This window comes from Enterobacter sp. KBR-315C3_2022, assembly GCF_041399425.1.
GTDB lineage: Bacteria > Pseudomonadota > Gammaproteobacteria > Enterobacterales > Enterobacteriaceae > Enterobacter.
This window is the reverse complement of record NZ_JBGKEB010000022.1, coordinates 46560-65572: the sequence shown is the minus strand read 5'-3', so window position 1 is coordinate 65572 and position 19013 is coordinate 46560. Positions and strand designations below refer to the sequence as shown.

Here is a 19013-nt window from a genome sequence, read left to right as displayed (position 1 = left end):
ACAGGCATGGAACAAATAACGAAGCGGGGCCTCGCCCAGGCGCTGGCGTGCTGCGGTGAGTACGCTGGGAGCGAGACTCTGGTAGCCTTCATCAGGCTGAAGAACGATATCGAGGTGATGGCAGACATCTTTTATGGATAAATCACGCAGCAATCCCATCATCAGCACGAGCCAGACGGCCTGCTCAGCGGGAAGGCGACGCCGACGTATACTGGCCTTGTGACAGGCGTTGAGGGCCTGGTGGATCCACGCAGGGTCAAGCGAGCGGGAGAAAGTATCGAGTTCAGAAGAGAAAGCATCAACAACGAAATCTATATCGTTTTCAGACATAAAAAATCCAGAGTCAGGATAACAGACTCTGGATTGTCTCTTACTGGCCGGATCGTTCAAGTACTCTTAAACGATCGGCATTACTGCAAATGCAGGGCGTTTTTTTATAGCAGTGGCATAAATGAGGGTTTAGCCAGGCTTATTTGTAGATGACGGCAGTCCCGTGGAGGGTGTTAGGACCGGTCACAGAGGTAATGCGGAAAGATTTTGCGCCCATGGCGTCAGCTTTCTGCGCCAGCTGATCTTCCAGCGAGCCCAGGTTAGTCCCGGCAGTTGCGGAGATGGTGCCCAGTTTTTGCTGGTCAGCCGGAGAAGATTGCACTTCAACAGCGGCGAAGCTGGCGAAAGAGAGTGAGCTAAGGACGGCAGCGGCGATGAGGGTTTTTACGTTTTTCATGATTTTTGACCTTTATGCAGATGAATTTGATGTCGCAAGCTAATTACTTAACGATCGATAGGTAAATGATAGATGTGATCCGGGTCACACGTCAATACATTTTTGTAATGACCGTTAAACTAAATTCAAACCCCTTAAAATTCATATTCATAGGATAAATATATTTTTAATGAATCTGCGCTGGTCGTAGCCGGTTATACTTTTTATAATGGTTGTTCAGCAAATCAACTGAGGACCTACAGCATATGACAACCGACGTCACGAGTTGCGCAAAAAAAAGCCGTGGCCGACCGAAAGTGTTCGACAGGGATGCGGCGCTCGATAAGGCCATGACGCTTTTCTGGCAGCATGGGTATGAAGCGACCTCGCTTTCCGATCTGGTGGAAGCCACCGGAGCCAAAGCGCCGACGCTGTATGCGGAATTTACGAATAAAGAGGGGCTGTTCAGGGCAGTACTGGACAGATACATCTCGCGCTTTGCGGCGAAGCATGAAGCGCAGCTTTTCTGCGAGGAGAAAACGGTAGAAGCGGCATTGCAGGACTATTTCACCGCCGTCGCCACCTGTTTTACCAGCAAGGATACGCCCGCGGGCTGTTTTATGATCAATACCTCCGCCACGCTAGCCGCCTCGTCGAAGGAGATCGCAAATACCGTGAAATCCCGGCACGCCATGCAGGAAGAGACGCTCAGCACATTCCTGACGCAGCGCCAGCAGCGGGGAGAAATCCCGGCGCACTGCCAGCCGCAGATCCTTGCGCAGTACCTTAACTGTATTTTGCAGGGTATGTCGATCAGCGCGCGCGAAGGGGCAAGCCTCGAAAAACTTCAGAGCATCACCACGACCACGATGCGCCTGTGGCCTGAGCTGCTCAAGGCCTGACTCCCTTTTCTTAAGTCAAAAAAAAAGCTCCTCTGCGTGAGGAGCTTCATTCAGATAACCACATTTTAGGCTTTGTTATTCAGCACCAGCTGGCCGTTTCCATCCAGCGGGATTTGCGTGCCCGGGTCTTTATCCATGCGGATTTTGCCCTGCTGATCGCCGATTTTGTAGGTTACATCGTAGCCCAGCATTTTTTCCGACCTGTCGTAAACGGTTTTGCAGCGCTGCTGGGTCGTGGTGTAGGTGTCATTATCCTGCATCGCGCCCTGCACCTGGTTACCGGCATAGCCGCCGCCCAGCGCGCCGACCACGGTGGCCACGTCTTTACCGCGACCGCCGCCGAACTGGTGCCCAATCACGCCGCCCGCGACGGCCCCCAGAACGGAACCGGCAATGCGGTTTTCATCCTGTACCGGTCGACGGTGGGTGACGGCCACGTTGCGACACTCCTGACGAGGCGTTTTGACGCTTTCTTTAATCGGGGTGGCGGAAACCACCTGCGCGTACTGCGGGCCACGTTCAAAAACGTTGAGACTGGCAACTGCTGCCACACCTAACGCAGCCGCGACGCCAATCCCTATACCCGCCAACATTGATTTATTCACGGGAGTTCCTCCTTTGTTGCTATTGGTAACAATTTTGCAATAAAGAAGAGGCTTGGCCTATAGGATAAAGGATCAAAAAAATGGGGATAAAGGGTGTTTAAGAGAACTCTTAAGCACGTTAAAGAGGATGTTCAGCACGATCGGCTAAAACTCCCCCCGGATAGCCCGGAGGGAGTGCGTTATCAGTGGAGCTTCAGGCGAGGACGGATAACGCGGTTGATTCTGCCCACCAGCATCATCAGGCCCGTTTTAAAGTAGCCGTGCAGCGCGATCTGGTGCATACGGTACAGTGAGATGTAGACGAAGCGCGCAATGCGTCCTTCCACCATCATCGATCCGCGCATCAGGTTACCCATCAGGCTTCCCACGGTGGAGAAGTTAGAGAGTGAAACCAGAGAGCCGTGGTCTTTATAGACATACGACTTCATCGGCTTGCCCTTCATTTGCGCCAGGATGTTGTGAAGCACCAGGCTTGCCATCTGATGCGCCGCCTGAGCGCGCGGCGGCACGAACCCGCCTTCCGGGCGCGCGCAGGAAGCGCAGTCGCCAATGGCGTAGATATCCGGATCGCGCGTGGTTTGCAGCGTCGGCTCGGTGACGAGCTGGTTGATGCGGTTGGTCTCAAGCCCGCCGATATCCTTCATAAAGTCAGGCGCTTTGATGCCCGCCGCCCACACCATCAGGTCGGCCTGGATATACTCACCCTCTTTGGTGTGCAGACCGCCTTCATCGGCGCTGGTGACCATGGTTTGGGTCAGCACGCGCACGCCCAGCTTGGTCAGCTCGCTGTGCGCCGCGCCGGAAATACGCGGCGGCAGCGCGGGCAGAATACGTTCGCCCGCTTCGACGAGGGTCACGTTCAGCGCGTCGTTGGTCAGCCCTTTGTAGCCATAGCTGTGCAGCTGTTTAACCGCGTTGTGCAGTTCCGCAGAAAGCTCAACGCCCGTCGCCCCGCCGCCGACAATCGCGATGTTAACCTTGCCGTTGGCACCCATGTTATTGGTGTATTTCAGGAACAGGTTAAGCATTTCCTGATGGAAACGGCGCGCCTGGTGCGGGTTATCGAGGAAGATGCAGTGATCCTTCACGCCCGGGGTGTTGAAGTCGTTTGAGGTACTGCCCAGCGCCATCACCAGCGTGTCGTACGCCAGCTTGCGCTCGGGCACCAGCAGCTCGCCCTTCTCGTCACGCAGCTCCGCGAGGGTGATGGTTTTATTTTCGCGGTTGATATCCATCACGGAACCCAGCTGGAACTGGAAGTGATGGTTGCGCGCATGCGCCAGATAGCTCAGCGCGTCAACGCCCTCGTCCAGCGAACCGGTTGCTACTTCGTGCAGCAAAGGTTTCCACAGGTGGCTGTGGTTACGATCGACCAGCGTAATTTTCGCTTTTTTACCGCGTCCCAGCTTTTTGCCAAGCTGCGTAGCCAGCTCCAGCCCGCCAGCACCACCGCCTACAATCACTATTTTTTTCAATGGCGTAGTCAACGTGACCCCCTCAAAATATTAACCAATTGTTAATTAAAAGTTATAAAAATAACCCTTAATTAACAACAGGTTACAGCACTGAAACCATTCAGGTGCATTGAGAATAACACGTCAGGCGCATTGGTCATACCAAAATTGATATGCATCAAGTTTTGATGGCTTAAAAGTAGACAAGTCTGACAAAAAAGAAAGCCCGACGCGCTTTCGCGGCCGGGCTTCAGGAGGTACGGGGTCTGTCACCCCAGCGTTTTAAAGGCCTTTATGCGCTGCAGATGCGGCGAGATGTTCTTGAACTTGTGGGTCTCTTCTTCATCCCAGACGATCTCATAGTAATGATGCAGCAGCTCAGCCGAACGCTGGCTGTTCAGCGCCTCATCGTTGCGCGAGAGCACCACCAGGCAGCGATCGCGGTTCTTCTCGCGGAAGTTGCTCACGCACTTGGTGCCGATATCCGCATACTCTTCCGGGCGGTCAATCTTGCCCTCCATGTTCTCGTTCGGGAACAGGTTAGGATTGAAGATGACCTGGCGGATATCGCATAAAAAGCCGATCCGCTCGGCCCAGTATCCGCCCAGACCCACGCCGCAAATCAGCGGGCGATCGTCGACGTTAAGCTGCAGCATCTTGTCGACTTCCTTAAGCAGATGCTGCATATCGTGCTTCGGATGGCGCGTGCTGTAGCTAATCAGGCGAACGTCCGGGTCGATAAACTGCAGCTGCAGCACCTTTTCGTGATTACCTGGGCTGTTTGAGTCAAAACCGTGTAAATAAATGATCATTCTCTTCTCACCACGCTAGGCCTTTGGGGAGGAATTACAGGCTGGCTTTGTGGGCCTGCCAGCGCTCGTTCAGCGCCTCGAGTTGCGCATTCACCGTCTTCCAGCGCGCCGAATCCATCAGCTCCTGACGGCTAAATGAACCTTTATGATACAATTGTGTAACACGTTCAGCATTGATCGGCGACAGGTTATCCAGCACGCTAACGGCACCTTTACGATTATTGCAGACCAGGATCATATCGCAACCTGCGTCCAGCGACGCCTGACCGCGCTCCGCGTAGCTTCCCATAATCGCCGCGCCTTCCATCGACAGGTCATCGGAGAAAATGACGCCGTTAAAGCCCAGCTCCTGACGCAGCACGGTTTTCAGCCAGTGTGGAGAGCCGCTGGCCGGGCGCGGGTCAACGTCGCTATAGATGACGTGTGCAGGCATGATGGCATCGAGCTTGTTGTCGGTAATCAGCGAACGGAAGACGGACATATCATGCGCGCGGATTTCCGCCTCAGGGCGCGGATCGCACGGGGTTTCTTTGTGTGAATCCGCGGTGACGGCGCCGTGCCCCGGGAAATGCTTACCGGTGGTTTTCATGCCCGCATCGTGCATACCGTCGATAAAACGGGTCGCCATTGCCAGCGCAATTCGCGGGTCTTCGTGATACGAGCGCTCGCCAATGGCGGCGCTGATATGCCCGACGTCCAGCACCGGCGCAAAGCTGATGTCGATGTCCATGGCGATCATTTCGCTTGCCATCAGCCAGCCCGCGTCCTGCGCCAGCCTGCCGCCCTCTTCCGTACCCAGCAGCGCGGCAAAAGACTGCGCCGCCGGCAGCCGGGTAAAGCCTTCACGGAAGCGCTGGACGCGTCCCCCTTCCTGATCGACCGCCACCACCAGACGATGACGCGACGCGGCGCGGATCTGGCGCACCAGCTCGCGCAGCTGCTCAGGGTCGTGATAGTTACGGGTAAACAGGATCAGCCCGCCCACCAGCGGGTGCGCCAGTATTTCGCGCTCTTCCGCATCCAGCTCAAACCCTTCGACATCCAACATGACCGGACCCACACGCACCTCTCTTATCCTTTTGTTTGTAACTGACGCCAGACGTCATCTGCCAGCGCAATAAAGTGTTTATCGTTTGTTTTTTGATAGCGAAGCTCAAACCAGCCCGCCATCAGCATCAGGACCCACGGTCGCCAGCGTTTGACCTGGCGCACCAGCAGGCGTTCGTTTAGCTGTGCCATTTGCGCATAGGCGGCAATCAGCGCCTGCCGCTCGGCGTCATCCGTGGTCCAGACCGCCGCGAGCTCCAGCGCCACGTCGCCGTCTCCGGCGTATTCCCAGTCGATGAGCCGTTCACCGTCGGAGGTATGAACAATATTTCCGGCGTGAACGTCCATGTGCAGCGGCGCGAGGCGCAGCGGGCGCGGCTCACCGGCTTTGCGCAATCGCCGGAGCTGAGCGAGCCAGAACGGCGAGCGCCTGTCGGGCGAGGATTGCTGCCAGTATTGTTCGAGCAGCGGCAGCAGCGCGATGCGCCAGCCCAGCCGTCTCTGACGGTGCAGATGATACAACAGGGCGGCCAGCCGCGGGGGATCCGGCAGCACGCTTTTGATCTCACCCGCAAGATAGTCCACCGCCATCCAGCCTTCAGCGTAAAAATGCGGCGTGGGAACAATGTCTGCGGGCAGACGCTGCAGGGCGCGAAGCTGGCGGCGAAAGTGGGAGGCAGGGGCGGAATCATCGTGATGCTGGCGCAACACCAGCCGACGATCCCCCTGCTCAATAATGCAGCTCGCGCCGCCAAGCCCGGAATGGGCCTGCGGCGCGATGAGGCGATGCTCGGGAAAGTAGCGCGTCAGGATCCCTGCGCGCGTCAGGTTATTGTTGCGAAACCGCACCTTTACCTGACCAGATAATCTCGCCCGTCTGCACCAGCATCAGCTGCATTTGCAGCGCTGGCGTGTTGACGTTGCCGGTAGCGTTTGAATAGAGCACGTACTGCGCGCCAACGTTGCGGGCAATGCCAATTGCTTTGCTGCGCGAGCCGAGGCTGTCCTGCGGTGACAGGCCAAGCTGCTGCTTCGCGACGGCCAGCTGCTGGGAAGAGACCAGCGTAAACTTGCCGTTGTTGGCCAGCGCGTTGCGCAGCGTTTCGGTCGCTTCGCCCGCGTTCAGTGAACCGTTGGTACGGTTATTCACGCTGTCGACCAGCAGCACGCCACCTGGCGTGACGCCCTCGGCCTGAAGCATTTTACCGACCATCGGCTGCATGGCGCCGTTCCAGTCATAGTGGCGAACGCGCGGCGTCGGCTGCGCGTCCGGATGCTCAATCGGACCCGGCTGCGCCGGAATGGTCGGCACGGAAGGCACCGTCGGAACCGGTTCGGTAGGCTGCGTCGGTTGTTCAGTACCTGGCTTCGCCTCTTCTACAGGTGCAGGCTGCTCGGTTCGGGTCACACACCCGGCCAGAAAAAGAGCAAAGGCCGTCACGAGCGCATAGCGGCTCACATTTTTAATCAAGGTTCACCTCTTACAGATAAAGATAAAGTCTCACCTTATGCGCACCCAGATAGTTGGCGCTGCCGTAGAGCGTCACCGACGATCTTGCAGGAATGGTCACGCTTCGCGGCGCTTCCAGCGGGTGCATTTCAAGACCTCTTACGTCGTACCAGTAAAAACGATAGTGGACCGTTACTGGCTCATGCCTTTCGTTAAAGAGCGTAGAGGACGCAGAAGACTGGATTTCACTTAAGGTGAGCGAAGGTTCCTCTGCCGTAATGCCTGCGGCAAGCACGGAGGATTCCATGACCAGCTTCTGCTCGTCGCTGACCGGTATCGCCGGACGCGAGCTGCATCCCGCCAGGACGAACGTCAATATCAGCGCAGCACTACACCCTTTCAACATGTCAAAGACCTTTATGCGCCAGCATCGGCCCCAGCGGGCGACCGCCAAGCAGATGCATGTGAATATGATAAACTTCCTGACCACCGTGACGATTGCAGTTCATGATCAGACGATAGCCGTCTTCAGCAATTCCTTCCTGCTCTGCAATTTTCGCCGCTACTGTCAGCATACGGCCTAAAGCGACTTCATGCTCAGTTTTTACGTCATTTACGGTAGGAATCAGAATATTAGGAATGATAAGGATGTGCGTCGGCGCCTGAGGAGAAATGTCCCGGAAAGCCGTGACCAGCTCATCCTGATAGACGATATCTGACGGGATTTCGCGGCGAATAATTTTACTAAAAATCGTTTCTTCAGCCATGACCTTTTCCTTTTTTGTTTAAGCTGGCGTAGCGCGTCTCTCGCGATACACGTGACCCTGTGACCGCGCGGCGCGATAGAAGAGTATGAGCGACTTTCTCCTGTCCTTTCAACCTTATCCCACGATTTCTTTCCTTATCGCCTTCCCGCTGGCTGGATAGTGACCTGCCGGGCGGCTAAAGCCGCTGAAACAATATTTCAGTTACATCCGAAACATCTGTTTACAGCGTTAATCTCAATGCGTATATTTCGCATTTGCATTTTCATGCGCATTTTCAACATAGAAAACGACGGCAGCCCGTCTCCTCGGGACTGACGCACACCACTCTCTCCATTCATTAAGGGTTTGATGATGTCTTTCACTAATCACACCAGGGATGGGCAACGCCAGCCTGCCGCAACGCCCTCGTTGCTGGCCGCCTGCATTGCTATGGCATTGACGCCAACCGTAAGTTTCGCCGCCGCTGAGACGGAAGATACCGTCGTCGTGGACGGTGGTTTTGACAACGCGCAGGATCCGTCTGCCGGTCAGGACCAGGATTACAGCGTAAAAACCACCACCACCGGGACCAAGCTGCTCCTCGTGCAGCGCGATATTCCGCAGTCCGTTAGCGTCATCAGCCAGCAGCGTATGCAGGACCAGGAGCTGAATACCATCGGCCAGGTGCTGGACAACACGACCGGGGTGAGCGCTTCCCGCATCGATACCAGCCGCACGAATTTCTACGCGCGCGGTTTCTTTATCAGCAACTTCGCCTATGAAGATATGCCGACCTTCCTCGACAACCGCTGGAACTTTGGTGATACCGCAGGCGATACGGCGATCTTCGACAAGATCGAGGTGGTCCGCGGCGCTGCCGGGTTGATGAGCGGAACGGGAAACCCCTCCGCTTACGTCAATATGGTGCGTAAGCATGCGGACAGCAAAGAATTTAAGGGCTCGGTCTCCGCCACCTACGGCAGCTGGGACAAACAGCGCTACGTGCTCGACCTTCAGGCTCCGCTTACCGAGTCCGGCAAGGTGCGCGGGCGCGTGATTACGGGCTATGAGGATAGAGACTCCTGGGTTGAGCGTAACCACTACCGTAAAAAGTTCGTCTACGGCGTGGTTGATGCGGATTTGACCGACTCAACCACGCTCTCCCTCGGATACGATTACCAGGAAAGCGATGAAGATAGCCCAACCTGGGGCGGCTTCCCCTCCCTGTTCAGCGACGGCAGCAAAACCCATTTCCGCCGCGGCTTTAACACCGCCGCCGACTGGGCCTACTCGAATCAGGATTCCACCAAAGTCTTTGCGAATCTGACCCAGCGGTTCGACAACGGCTGGGAAGCAAAGGTTAACGCGATGCATGCGGAAACCAATTTCGACAGCAAGCTGATGTACATCGACGGCTATCCGGATAAGACCACCGGCCTGTACGATGCCGCCAGCTTCCAGGGCGCGTGGGGCGGCTGGAACAAAGGCCAGCGCAAGCAGGACTCCGTAGACGCGTTTGTACGCGGCGGCTACGACCTTCTGGGGCGTCAGCACGAGCTGATGCTGGGCGGCAGCTACAGCCGCCAGCGCAACAACTATGATAATTCCTACCCGGTCAACGATAATTACGGCCTGATGGACGTGGGCAGTATTTATGATTACAGCGGAAATCTGGCCGATCCGACGTGGTCCAGCTTTGCGCTTTACCAGCGTGACGTGATCCGTCAGAAGTCGGTCTACGCCGCCACGCGCCTCTCCCTGGCCGACCCGCTTCACCTGATCCTGGGCGCGCGCTACACCGAGTGGAGCGCCAAATATAATCTGGAGCGTAAACCGGACGAAATCCGCAACGCGAAGTTTGATGACGTCACCCCGTACGCCGGGCTGATCTACGATATCGACGATACGTGGTCGGTATACGCGAGCTATACCTCGATCTTCCAGCCTTCCGGCCAGCGCGATATCAACAGCAACTTTATCGATCCGACGACCGGGAAAAGCTACGAGGCCGGCGTGAAGGGCGACTGGTTTAACACCCGCCTGACCGCCACCCTGTCGGTCTTCCGCATTGAGCAGGATAACGTCGCCGTGAATACCGGCATGACCATCCCTGGTTCTGGCGGACAGAGCGCCTATAAGTCGATAGACGGAACCGTGAGCAAAGGCGTGGAGTTTGAGCTGAACGGCGCGTTGACCGACAACTGGCAGCTGACCTTCGGCGGCAGCCGCTACGTTGCGGAAGATGAGGACGGCAACGCGGTGAACCCGCAGCAGCCTCGCACGACGCTGAAGCTCTTCACCCGCTACCAGCTGCCAATGCTGCCTGAGGTGACGGTTGGCGGCGGCGCGCGCTGGCAGAATAAAACCTGGTACGATTTCGAAACGCCGGGCCCTAACGGCATCACCCAGATCGGGCAGAATGGCTACACCGTCGTCGATCTGTTTACCCGCTATCAGGTCACCAAAAACTTTGCGATACAGGGCAACCTGAATAACGTCTTCGACAAAGAGTACTATGACTACCTGGGAACGTACGGCGTGTACGGCGCGCCGCGTAACTTCTCCGTAAGCGGAAGCTACAGTTTCTAAAATGCGGTGTGCAACACGGGGAGCCAGCAGGCTCCCTTTTTTTATGCCTCTAAACGACAGGCGTAAAAAAGGCAGCCATTCGGCTGCCTTAGTCTCCCCACATCACGACTTAGCTGTTGCGGATGTACTCATCCATTTCAGTTTTCAGGTTATCGGACTTGGTCCCGAAGATAGCCTGAACGCCTGAACCTGCAACAACCACGCCTGCCGCACCGAGTTTCTTCAGACCAGGCTGATCGACTTTGGCAACGTCCGCAACGCTCACACGCAGACGTGTGATACATGCATCCAGGTTGGTGATGTTTTCTTTACCGCCAAACGCGGCAACCAGGGCCGGAGCCATTTCGCTGGTCGCGGTCGCTTTGGAGTCTTCTGACGCATCTTCACGACCCGGAGTTTTCAGGTCCAGCGCTTTGATCAGCACGCGGAAGACGGTGTAGTAGACGATCGCGTAGCAAATACCCACGATTGGGAACAGCCACAGCTTGCTGCTGTTACCGGACAGAACGATGAAGTCGATCAGGCCGTGAGAGAAGGACGTACCGTCACGCATACCCAGCAGAATACAGATTGGGAATGCCAGGCCAGCCAGAACGGCGTGGATAATGTACAGGATCGGCGCAACGAACATGAAGGAGAACTCGATCGGCTCGGTGATACCGGTCAGGAACGAGGTCAGCGCTGCGGAGATCATGATACCGCCCACTTTTGCACGGTTCTCTGGTTTAGCAGAGTGCCAGATTGCAATCGCAGCGGCTGGCAGGCCGTACATTTTGAACAGGAAGCCGCCGGACAGTTTGCCCGCCGTTGGGTCGCCTGCCATGTAGCGTGGGATATCACCGTGGAATACCTGACCTGCTGCGTTGGTGTACTCACCAATTTGCATCTGGAATGGAACGTTCCAGATGTGGTGCAGACCAAACGGCACCAGGCAGCGCTCGATGAAGCCGTAGATACCAAACGCCACAACCGGGTTCTGGTACGCAGCCCACTGAGAGAAGGTCTGGATAGCGGAACCGATTGGTGGCCAGATGAAGGACAGGATCACGCCAGTGAAGATCGCAGCCAGACCAGAGATGATCGGCACGAAACGCTTGCCCGCGAAGAAGCCCAGATACTCAGGCAGCTTGATGCGATAGAAGCGGTTAAACATATACGCTGCAATCGCACCGGAGATGATACCGCCGAGAACCCCGGTATCCGCCAGGTGTTTCGCTGCGATCTCTTCAGCCGGTAAATGCAGAACCAGCGGCGCAACCACAGCCATGGTTTTCACCATGATGCCGTAAGCCACAACGGCAGCCAGAGCGGATACACCGTCGTTATTGGTGAAGCCCAGAGCAACACCGATAGCGAAGATCAGCGGCATGTTAGCAAAAACAGAACCGCCTGCTTCGGCCATCACGTGGGAAACTACGGCTGGCAGCCAGCTGAAGTTTGCAGAACCGACACCCAGCAGGATACCTGCGATAGGCAGTACGGATACTGGCAGCATCAGCGATTTACCGACCTTTTGCAGGTTAGCAAATGCATTCTTAAACATAATTGAGAGTGCTCCTGAGTATTTGTGCTTTTTTTACGCTTTCACGCATTGGCCCGGGGGGAGTACCGCGCCGTGGACAGGACATCTAAGCGCCCTTTTGATTTATTACACAGAGTAAAATAATTCACGCCATGTTTGTTTGACGGCTATCACGTTTCAGTTTGAGACGGTCGAAAAACTTTCAGTTATTTACAAAAAGCATGTCCGGATGTGTCTGTAAACACCCTCACCGCCCCAAATGAGGCGGTGAACTTTACTCGCTTTGCTGATTAATTACGAGCCTAAAAAAAAGAGAACTATCAGAGAGATTGCAGGCGGGCGGGGTCGATATGGAACAGATTTGCGAAGTTTTCCGTCGTGGCGCGCGCCAGTTCTTCGACGCTTACGCCTTTCAGAACGGCCATATACTCTGCCACGTCTCTCGTCATGGCCGGCTGGTTCTCTTTACCGCGATGCGGTACCGGGGCCAGATAAGGAGAATCCGTCTCCACCAGGATACGATCGAGAGGGACATAGCGTGCGGCATCACGAAGCTGTTCAGCATTTCGGAACGTCACGATCCCCGAAAAAGAGATATAAAAACCCAAATCCAGGAGCTTACCCGCTGTTTCTCTGTCTTCAGTGAAACAGTGTAGTACGCCACCGCAATCCGTCACGTTTTCTTCCTGAAGGATGGCCAGCGTATCGGCGCGCGCGTCGCGGGTGTGGACGATGACCGGCTTGTTCAGCTCGCGGCCAATGCGGATATGGTTGCGAAAAGACTCCTGCTGGAGAGGTTTAGTTTCCGGCGTGTAAAAATAGTCCAGTCCGGTCTCCCCCATCGCCACGACGCCCTCTTCTGCCGCCAGGCGGCGCAGCTCGTCGACGTCGTACGCGTCATCCTGATTGAGCGGATGCACGCCGCAGGAGAAGACCACGTTATCGCGAACGCCCACCAGCTCGCGCATGGTGCGATAGCCGGGCAGCGTCGTCGCTACGGCGAGGCAAAACTTCACGTCGCGGGCGGCGGCTTTCGCCAGCACGTCGTCCACGTCCTTATGCAGGGATTGATAATCCAGGCCATCAAGATGGCAGTGTGAGTCGACTAAAAACATAATGTCTCTCTCAGAGATGGAATGCAGGCGGATTAACGCCTGGTTGCAGGTAATGTTCGATTTGCAGTAACCGGTCGGTCAATAAAAGCTCGCGATTAAGACCCGTTACGGTTAAAAGCTGTTCGCGGCTCTGGCACACCTCATGGAGGATAGCGCGCAGCGTGGCCCCCGGCAGGTGGTTCGCCAGGGTGCTCAGCAGCGGCCAGACGTCGAGATTGGTTAGCAGCGTTGCGCCCTGCTGGATTTTCAACGCGTCCAGCATCAGGGAAGCCAGCCAGTGCAGATGCTCCGCAGCCTGTTCCCCGTTGAGCGTCGGCAGGAGGCTCAGCCAGTCGCGGGTTTCAATCGCGGACTGGACCGCACGGCATAAAGCGTCGCGCTGAGACCAGCGCTCGGGCTGGAGAACCGCGAGCGCCGCGGCAGGCGCACCGCTGCACAGGCGCAGCGCGGAAAGCGCCGCATCTTGTGACACCGTCACTTCTCGCTGGAGCCAGCTTAACGCCCACGCTTCCGGGGGAACAGCAAGATGATGGAGGCGACAGCGGCTGCGCAACGTGGCCAGCAAGCGGCCCGGCTCGCGGCACGACAGGAAGAACCACGTTTTTTCCGGCGGCTCTTCCAGGGTTTTAAGCAGCGCATTCGCCGCGGCTTCGGTAAGCAGCGCGGCATCGTTCAGCCAAACGACTTTCGCCCCGCCGAGGCGCGCGTGCTCGTAAAGCTTTTCGCTGACCTCGCGCACCGCGTCAATGCCGAGCGTGCTTTTGCCCTTCTCAGGCTCAAGCGTGTAGTAATCGGGATGTGTTCCCGCCTGCATCAGCTGGCAGCCGCGGCATTTACCGCAGCTTTTGTGCCCTTCCGGCTGATGACACATCAAAAAACGGGTAATGGCGTAAATTAGCGCATCGTCGCCCATCCCCGGCAGGGCCTGAATCAGTAACGCATGATGCCCCCGCCCAGCCTGATAGCTGTTGATCAGCTGTTCAAAGTGCGGGCGCAGCCATGGATACCATTTCATGCCTGCTGCTCCTCAAACCACTGGCGAACCGTGTTCTGAATGGCGAGAGTCACCTCGTCCAGCGGCTGGGTCGCGTCGATGGTGCGTATGGAGGCGTCACGGTCAGCGAGTTCAAGATAGCGCGCTCGGGTGCGGTTAAAGAAGTCGAAAGACTCTTGTTCAATGCGGTCCAGCTCGCCGCGCGCGCGCGCGCGCTTAAGGCCAACTTCCGGCGTGACGTCAAGATAGAGCGTCAGGTCGGGACGAAAATCACCTAATACCGCATCGCGCAGCGTCGCGAGCAGCGTCTGGTCGATGCCGCGACCGCCGCCCTGATAAGCCTGGGTCGACAGATCGTGACGATCGCCAATCACCCATTTACCTTCCGCCAGCGCGGGCTTGATCACCGTCTCAACCAGCTGCACCCGCGCGGCGTAGAACATCAGCACTTCCGCTTTGTCCTCAATCACCTCGTCGCCGACGGATTTGATATCCAGCACCAGGCTGCGCAGCTTTTCAGCCAGCTGCGTGCCGCCCGGCTCGCGGGTAAAGGTCATTTCGGTGACGCCAAGCGCGCTGAGCGTATCGACAACCACATTGCGGGCAGTGGTTTTCCCCGCCCCTTCGAGTCCCTCAATGACAATGTATTTACTGCGCATTTTTTTCCTTAAGTGCCTTCAGATAGTCCTGAACTGAGCGATTGTGGCCCGCGAGATTGGTATTAAACGTATGCCCACCTTTGCCGTCGGCCACAAAATAGAGGTACGGCGTTTTGGCCGGATGCGCGGCGGCACGCAGCGACGCTTCACTCGGCGTCGCAATCGGGCCCGGCGGTAAGCCAGCAATGACGTAGGTATTATATGCCGTTGGCGTTTCCAGATCCTTTCTGGATAGCTTACCGTTATAGCCTTCGCCCATGCCGTAGATGACGGTTGGGTCAGTTTGCAGACGCATGCCGATCCGCAGTCGGTTGATAAAGACCGATGCCACCTGATCGCGCTCAGCCGCAACGGCCGTCTCTTTCTCGACGATCGAGGCCATGGTCACAAACTGGTTCTGGTCTTTGTACGGCAGCCCGTCGGCGCGCCCTTCCCACGCTGAGTCCACCGCCGCGACCATTTTCTTATGCGCGCGCTTCAGGATCGCCACGTCGGGGGTTCCCGCGGTGTACATCCAGGTGTCCGGCCAGAACCAGCCCTCTACCCACTCAGGGTGCTCGAATTTCAGAACCTCGGCCACCGTCTGGTAGTCGTCGTCTTTCAGGGTATGCTTAATGTAGGGCGCATCGCGAAGCTGTCGCAGGTAGTCGCTCAGGCGCATGCCCTCAACAAAGCGCAGCGGGAACTGCGCCTCTTTACCGCTCTCCAGCAGCTGCAGCATCTCTCTGACGGTCATGCCCGGCGTAAACCGGTAGGTACCTGCCTTAAAGTGGGACAGCTCGGGCTCAACGCGCAGCAGCCACTGGAAGACGCGCGGGCGGTTAATAATTTTGTCGCTATAAAGCTGCTCGCCCAGCGCCATGCGCCCGGTGCCTGCTTTCAGCGTGAATATCGTCTCTTCTTTAATGAGGATCTTACTGTTCGCCATCTGACGAACCTTCCAGACTCCCGCTCCGCCAGCGATACCCAGCGCGACAATAAGGAGGAGGACAAAGCGCAACATTTTCTTCATGGCTATCTGGTTTGCTCACATATCGGGGCTAAAAACTGATACAGCTCGCGCGAGGACCAGCGCTGCTGGCCGTATGCGCGAACGGGAACGACGGGCATCAGCGCGTTACATATCACAACCTCATCGGCCGTGCGTAACGCCTGCTCACCTTCGCTAACTTCGACAACGCGAAGGTCCGAGCGTGCCAGCTGCTGCAAACAAAACTGGCGCATAATGCCGTTCACCCCGGCCTGTTTCAGCGAAGGCGTGAACACGTCACGCCCCTTCCGCCAGAGTAAATTAGCCGCACAGCATTCCGTAATGACCCCTTCGCTGTCAAGAACCAGCGCCTCATCGGCGTCGGTCCGTTCAAGATGAGTACGAATAAGCACCTGCTCCAGCCGGTTAAGATGTTTAATTCCGGCAAGCATCGGATTGCGGCCCAGCTGCACCGGGCTTAGCGTCAGCGTCACGCCCTCTTCGCGCCAGCGCGCGTAATGAGCCGGATACGCGGATACCGACAGTATTCGCGTAGGATATTCACAGCTGGTGCCGCTGTAGCCGCGACCGCCGATGCCGCGGCTTAGGATTGCCTTCAGCACGCCGATGCGCTTCCCGGACGCAAGCTGGCTCATTTCACGCCGCAGCGTGTCCCAGTGCGTAAAGGGGATCAGCAGGGTTTCGCAGGCAAGCTGCAGGCGGCGGATATGCGCGTCGAGCAGGCAAACCTGGCCATCCAGAATGCGTGCCGTGGTAAAGCAGCCATCACCAAACTGAGTCGCCCTGTCGCCCGCCGGCAGCGAATCCTGCTCGAGGCCATTGATTAAAAACATGGTGGCTCCTTATCAGTGGGGGATCAGTCTGGCAGGATATTGCGCACCGGACAAGACGATCGGGCTTAATAAAAAAAGGCCCGACAAGCGGACCTTTTTAATAGCCATCGGGCAGTCAGGTTCAGATCTTTTTGAAGATCAGTGAACCGTTTGTACCGCCGAAGCCGAAGGAGTTACACAGGGTGTATTCCATTCCGCTAACCTGGCGCGCTTCATGTGGAACGAAGTCCAGGTCGCAACCTTCATCCGGGTTATCCAGGTTGATGGTTGGCGGCACGGCCTGATCGCGCAGCGCGAGGATTGAGTAGATAGACTCTACCGCACCCGCGGCACCCAACAAGTGACCGGTCATGGATTTCGTGGAGCTCACCATGACGCTGCGAGCGGATTCGCCGAAGATAGACTTAACCGCCTGCGCTTCTGCTTTATCGCCTGCCGGAGTCGACGTACCGTGCGCGTTGACGTAGCCAATCTGTGCAGGCGTAATGCCCGCATCGCGAATCGCGTTTGCCATTGCCAGCGCAGCACCTGCGCCGTTTTCTGGAGGTGACGTCATATGGTAAGCATCGCTGCTCATACCAAAGCCAACAACTTCCGCATACATTTTCGCACCGCGCTTTTTCGCGTGCTCGTACTCTTCAAGGACGAGCATACCTGCCCCGTCGCCGAGCACGAAACCGTCACGATCTTTATCCCACGGACGGCTCGCCGCCTGCGGGTTATCGTTACGGGTAGACAGCGCGCGCGCTGCGCCAAAGCCACCCACGCCAAGCGGAGTACTGGCTTTTTCTGCGCCGCCTGCGACCATTGCATCAGCATCACCGTACGCAATCATGCGCGCGGCCTGGCCGATATTATGCACGCCGGACGTGCAGGCGGTAGCGATAGAAATGCTTGGACCACGCAGGCCAAACATGATGGTCAGGTGACCCGCCACCATGTTAACAATCGTGGACGGAACGAAGAACGGGCTGATCTTACGCGGGCCGCCATTCATCAAAGATGTATGGTTTTCCTCAATCAGGCCAAGACCGCCAATGCCGGAGCCGATAGCGGCACCAATGCGGGTTGCGTTCTCTTCCGTAATCTCAAGGCCAGAATCCTGCATGGCCTGAACGCCAGCGACAATTCCATATTGAATGAAGGCATCCATCTTGCGCTGTTCTTTGCGCGAGATGATCTCTTCACAGTTAAAATCCTTTACTAAGCCAGCAAATTTCGTTGCATAGGCGCTAGTATCGAAATGGTCGATTAGGCTGATGCCGCTCTGACCGGCAAGGAGAGCTTTCCAGGTGGACTCTACGGTATTGCCGACAGGAGACAACATGCCAAGTCCGGTCACAACTACACGACGCTTAGACACGTTTGTCCTCCAGGGAGGGATAAAAAAAGAGATTCGTGGGACTAAAAAAGATAAAACTCAGGCGGTCGAATGACCGCCTGGAGATGTTCACTTACGCCTGGTGACCGTTGATGTAATCAATGGCAGCCTGAACGGTGGTGATTTTCTCAGCTTCTTCGTCCGGAATCTCAGTATCAAACTCTTCTTCCAGAGCCATTACCAGCTCAACGGTGTCAAGAGAATCTGCGCCCAGGTCTTCAACGAAGGAAGCGGAGTTCACAACTTCTTCCTGCTTAACGCCCAGCTGCTCGCCGATAATTTTCTTAACGCGTTCTTCGATAGTGCTCATACTCTTAAATTTCCTATCAAAACTCGCTTTCGCGATGGTTTTCGTAGTGTATAAAATGTTGAAAAATTTGCAACTAAATCCCGGCAGTTCTTACCACGATTTTACGTTATTTTGAGGCCATTCCCCCTCATAACGCAAATATTTTCGATCGTGATTAAACCATATACATCCCGCCGTTGACGTGGAGGGTTTCACCAGTGATGTAACCCGCTTCGTCAGAGGCTAAAAATGCAACCGCGCTGGCGATTTCTTTAGGGTCGCCAAGGCGACCCGCCGGAACTGCCGCCAGCGTACCCGCACGCTGATCTTCAGTCAGCGCACGCGTCATGTCCGTTTCAATAAAGCCCGGAGCAACAACGTTTACAGTAATACCGCGGGACGCAACTTCACGCGCCAGCGACTTACTGAAACCGATCAGACCCGCTTTCGCCGCAGCGTAGTTAGCCTGACCAGCATTTCCCATGGTACCAACCACAGAACCGACAGTGATAATACGTCCATGACGCTTTTTCATCATAGCGCGCATTACCGCTTTTGACAGGCGGAATACAGATGAAAGATTGGTTTCGATAATATCGTTCCACTCATCATCTTTCATTCGCATCAGCAGGTTGTCGCGAGTAATCCCGGCATTATTAACCAGAATATCCACTTCACCAAACTCTGCGCGAATATTTTCCAGTACAGATTCGATGGATGCAGGCTCGGTCACATTCAGGACCAGACCTTTACCGTTCGCGCCCAGATAGTCGCTGATGGCCTTCGCGCCATTCTCGCTGGTTGCTGTACCAATTACCGTCGCGCCGCGCGCAACCAGTGTTTCAGCAATTGCACGCCCGATACCGCGGCTTGCGCCGGTCACCAGCGCGATTTTTCCTTCAAAACTCATGGTATTCC

Annotated in this window: 21 protein-coding genes; 2 read left to right on the top strand and 19 right to left on the bottom strand. The window is 56.2% G+C overall.

Features of this window, described 5'->3' with window-relative positions; all coding sequences use genetic code 11:
* Together AB8804_RS19270 and bhsA are read right to left on the bottom strand one after the other, a co-directional pair.
* Window positions 1-330 (bottom strand): transposase domain-containing protein (locus tag AB8804_RS19270; RefSeq protein ID WP_371189083.1); only part of this gene is annotated, 330 nt, incomplete at its 3' end.
* A gap of 139 nt (window positions 331-469) precedes the next feature.
* Window positions 470-727 carry a multiple stress resistance protein BhsA gene (bhsA, locus tag AB8804_RS19265; RefSeq protein WP_371189081.1) on the bottom strand — a complete coding sequence of 86 codons (258 nt, stop codon included), beginning with the start codon at window positions 725-727 and terminating at the stop codon, window positions 470-472.
* Between the two features lie 245 nt (window positions 728-972).
* On the opposite strand from bhsA, the gene comR reads away from it, so the two are divergent.
* Window positions 973-1608, top strand: coding sequence for a TetR family copper-responsive transcriptional repressor ComR (comR, locus tag AB8804_RS19260; protein ID WP_371189079.1), 636 nt, complete (start codon window positions 973-975; stop codon window positions 1606-1608).
* 65 nt (window positions 1609-1673) lie between these two features.
* On the opposite strand, the gene AB8804_RS19255 is transcribed toward comR, so the two are convergent.
* From AB8804_RS19255 to hinT, 8 genes are all read right to left on the bottom strand, one after another.
* A complete protein-coding gene (locus tag AB8804_RS19255) occupies window positions 1674-2213 on the bottom strand; it encodes a glycine zipper 2TM domain-containing protein (protein WP_371189077.1) in 540 nt (179 codons plus the stop codon).
* Between the two features lie 182 nt (window positions 2214-2395).
* Window positions 2396-3700, bottom strand: coding sequence for an NAD(P)/FAD-dependent oxidoreductase (locus AB8804_RS19250; RefSeq protein WP_112009366.1), 1305 nt, complete (start codon window positions 3698-3700; stop codon window positions 2396-2398).
* A gap of 236 nt (window positions 3701-3936) precedes the next feature.
* A complete protein-coding gene (ycfP, locus tag AB8804_RS19245) occupies window positions 3937-4479 on the bottom strand; it encodes an alpha/beta hydrolase YcfP (RefSeq protein ID WP_371189075.1) in 543 nt (180 codons plus the stop codon).
* A gap of 34 nt (window positions 4480-4513) precedes the next feature.
* Window positions 4514-5539 (bottom strand): beta-N-acetylhexosaminidase, encoded by a 1026-nt coding sequence (gene nagZ, locus AB8804_RS19240; protein WP_371189085.1) that lies wholly within the window; start codon window positions 5537-5539, stop codon window positions 4514-4516.
* Between the two features lie 11 nt (window positions 5540-5550).
* Window positions 5551-6375, bottom strand: coding sequence for a thiamine kinase (gene thiK, locus AB8804_RS19235; protein ID WP_371189073.1), 825 nt, complete (start codon window positions 6373-6375; stop codon window positions 5551-5553).
* Window positions 6356-6997 (bottom strand): penicillin-binding protein activator LpoB, encoded by a 642-nt coding sequence (gene lpoB, locus AB8804_RS19230; protein WP_112009363.1) that lies wholly within the window; start codon window positions 6995-6997, stop codon window positions 6356-6358. Before lpoB ends, thiK begins: the two co-directional genes overlap by 20 nt.
* A gap of 10 nt (window positions 6998-7007) precedes the next feature.
* Window positions 7008-7382 (bottom strand): YcfL family protein, encoded by a 375-nt coding sequence (locus tag AB8804_RS19225; RefSeq protein ID WP_371189070.1) that lies wholly within the window; start codon window positions 7380-7382, stop codon window positions 7008-7010.
* Window position 7383: 1 nt separating this feature from the next.
* On the bottom strand, window positions 7384-7743 hold the full coding sequence (gene hinT, locus AB8804_RS19220) for a purine nucleoside phosphoramidase (protein ID WP_006809243.1): 360 nt from the start codon (window positions 7741-7743) through the stop codon (window positions 7384-7386).
* 351 nt (window positions 7744-8094) lie between these two features.
* On the opposite strand from hinT, the gene fhuE reads away from it, so the two are divergent.
* Entirely contained in the window at window positions 8095-10311 is a 2217-nt protein-coding gene (gene fhuE, locus AB8804_RS19215; RefSeq protein ID WP_371189067.1) for a ferric-rhodotorulic acid/ferric-coprogen receptor FhuE, read from the top strand.
* A gap of 109 nt (window positions 10312-10420) precedes the next feature.
* On the opposite strand, the gene ptsG is transcribed toward fhuE, so the two are convergent.
* From ptsG to fabG, 9 genes are all read right to left on the bottom strand, one after another.
* On the bottom strand, window positions 10421-11854 hold the full coding sequence (ptsG, locus tag AB8804_RS19210; RefSeq protein WP_371189065.1) for a PTS glucose transporter subunit IIBC: 1434 nt from the start codon (window positions 11852-11854) through the stop codon (window positions 10421-10423).
* A 299-nt stretch (window positions 11855-12153) separates the two neighbouring features.
* The gene (locus AB8804_RS19205; protein ID WP_371189063.1) at window positions 12154-12948 is read right to left on the bottom strand and encodes a metal-dependent hydrolase; all 795 of its coding nucleotides are present in this window, start codon (window positions 12946-12948) and stop codon (window positions 12154-12156) included.
* A gap of 10 nt (window positions 12949-12958) precedes the next feature.
* Entirely contained in the window at window positions 12959-13963 is a 1005-nt protein-coding gene (gene holB, locus AB8804_RS19200; protein WP_371189061.1) for a DNA polymerase III subunit delta', read from the bottom strand.
* On the bottom strand, window positions 13960-14601 hold the full coding sequence (gene tmk / locus AB8804_RS19195) for a dTMP kinase (RefSeq protein ID WP_371189059.1): 642 nt from the start codon (window positions 14599-14601) through the stop codon (window positions 13960-13962). Before tmk ends, holB begins: the two co-directional genes overlap by 4 nt.
* Entirely contained in the window at window positions 14591-15613 is a 1023-nt protein-coding gene (gene yceG, locus AB8804_RS19190) for a cell division protein YceG (protein WP_371189057.1), read from the bottom strand. The genes tmk and yceG overlap by 11 nt, the downstream gene beginning before the upstream one ends.
* Window positions 15614-15615: 2 nt before the next feature.
* Window positions 15616-16425, bottom strand: coding sequence for an aminodeoxychorismate lyase (pabC, locus tag AB8804_RS19185; RefSeq protein WP_371189055.1), 810 nt, complete (start codon window positions 16423-16425; stop codon window positions 15616-15618).
* Between the two features lie 121 nt (window positions 16426-16546).
* Window positions 16547-17788 (bottom strand): beta-ketoacyl-ACP synthase II, encoded by a 1242-nt coding sequence (fabF, locus tag AB8804_RS19180; RefSeq protein ID WP_371189053.1) that lies wholly within the window; start codon window positions 17786-17788, stop codon window positions 16547-16549.
* Between the two features lie 91 nt (window positions 17789-17879).
* Entirely contained in the window at window positions 17880-18116 is a 237-nt protein-coding gene (acpP, locus tag AB8804_RS19175) for an acyl carrier protein (protein WP_003857954.1), read from the bottom strand.
* A 154-nt stretch (window positions 18117-18270) separates the two neighbouring features.
* Window positions 18271-19005: a 3-oxoacyl-ACP reductase FabG gene (gene fabG / locus AB8804_RS19170; protein WP_371189049.1), complete on the bottom strand. Its 735-nt coding sequence runs from the start codon at window positions 19003-19005 to the stop codon at window positions 18271-18273.
* Window positions 19006-19013: the final 8 nt, after the last annotated feature.

What these genes read in the sequence shown, in the direction of transcription:
- ptsG (WP_371189065.1), bottom strand. Translation starts at nt 11,854, where the DNA reads ATGTTTAAGAATGCATTTGCTAACCTGCAAAAGGTCGGTAAATCGCTG.
- tmk (WP_371189059.1), bottom strand. Translation starts at nt 14,601, where the DNA reads ATGCGCAGTAAATACATTGTCATTGAGGGACTCGAAGGGGCGGGGAAA.
- AB8804_RS19205 (WP_371189063.1), bottom strand. Translation starts at nt 12,948, where the DNA reads ATGTTTTTAGTCGACTCACACTGCCATCTTGATGGCCTGGATTATCAA.
- acpP (WP_003857954.1), bottom strand. Translation starts at nt 18,116, where the DNA reads ATGAGCACTATCGAAGAACGCGTTAAGAAAATTATCGGCGAGCAGCTG.
- fabG (WP_371189049.1), bottom strand. Translation starts at nt 19,005, where the DNA reads ATGAGTTTTGAAGGAAAAATCGCGCTGGTGACCGGCGCAAGCCGCGGT.
- holB (WP_371189061.1), bottom strand. Translation starts at nt 13,963, where the DNA reads ATGAAATGGTATCCATGGCTGCGCCCGCACTTTGAACAGCTGATCAAC.
- hinT (WP_006809243.1), bottom strand. Translation starts at nt 7,743, where the DNA reads ATGGCTGAAGAAACGATTTTTAGTAAAATTATTCGCCGCGAAATCCCG.
- yceG (WP_371189057.1), bottom strand. Translation starts at nt 15,613, where the DNA reads ATGAAGAAAATGTTGCGCTTTGTCCTCCTCCTTATTGTCGCGCTGGGT.
- AB8804_RS19225 (WP_371189070.1), bottom strand. Translation starts at nt 7,382, where the DNA reads ATGTTGAAAGGGTGTAGTGCTGCGCTGATATTGACGTTCGTCCTGGCG.
- ycfP (WP_371189075.1), bottom strand. Translation starts at nt 4,479, where the DNA reads ATGATCATTTATTTACACGGTTTTGACTCAAACAGCCCAGGTAATCAC.
- bhsA (WP_371189081.1), bottom strand. Translation starts at nt 727, where the DNA reads ATGAAAAACGTAAAAACCCTCATCGCCGCTGCCGTCCTTAGCTCACTC.
- comR (WP_371189079.1), top strand. Translation starts at nt 973, where the DNA reads ATGACAACCGACGTCACGAGTTGCGCAAAAAAAAGCCGTGGCCGACCG.
- fhuE (WP_371189067.1), top strand. Translation starts at nt 8,095, where the DNA reads ATGTCTTTCACTAATCACACCAGGGATGGGCAACGCCAGCCTGCCGCA.
- pabC (WP_371189055.1), bottom strand. Translation starts at nt 16,425, where the DNA reads ATGTTTTTAATCAATGGCCTCGAGCAGGATTCGCTGCCGGCGGGCGAC.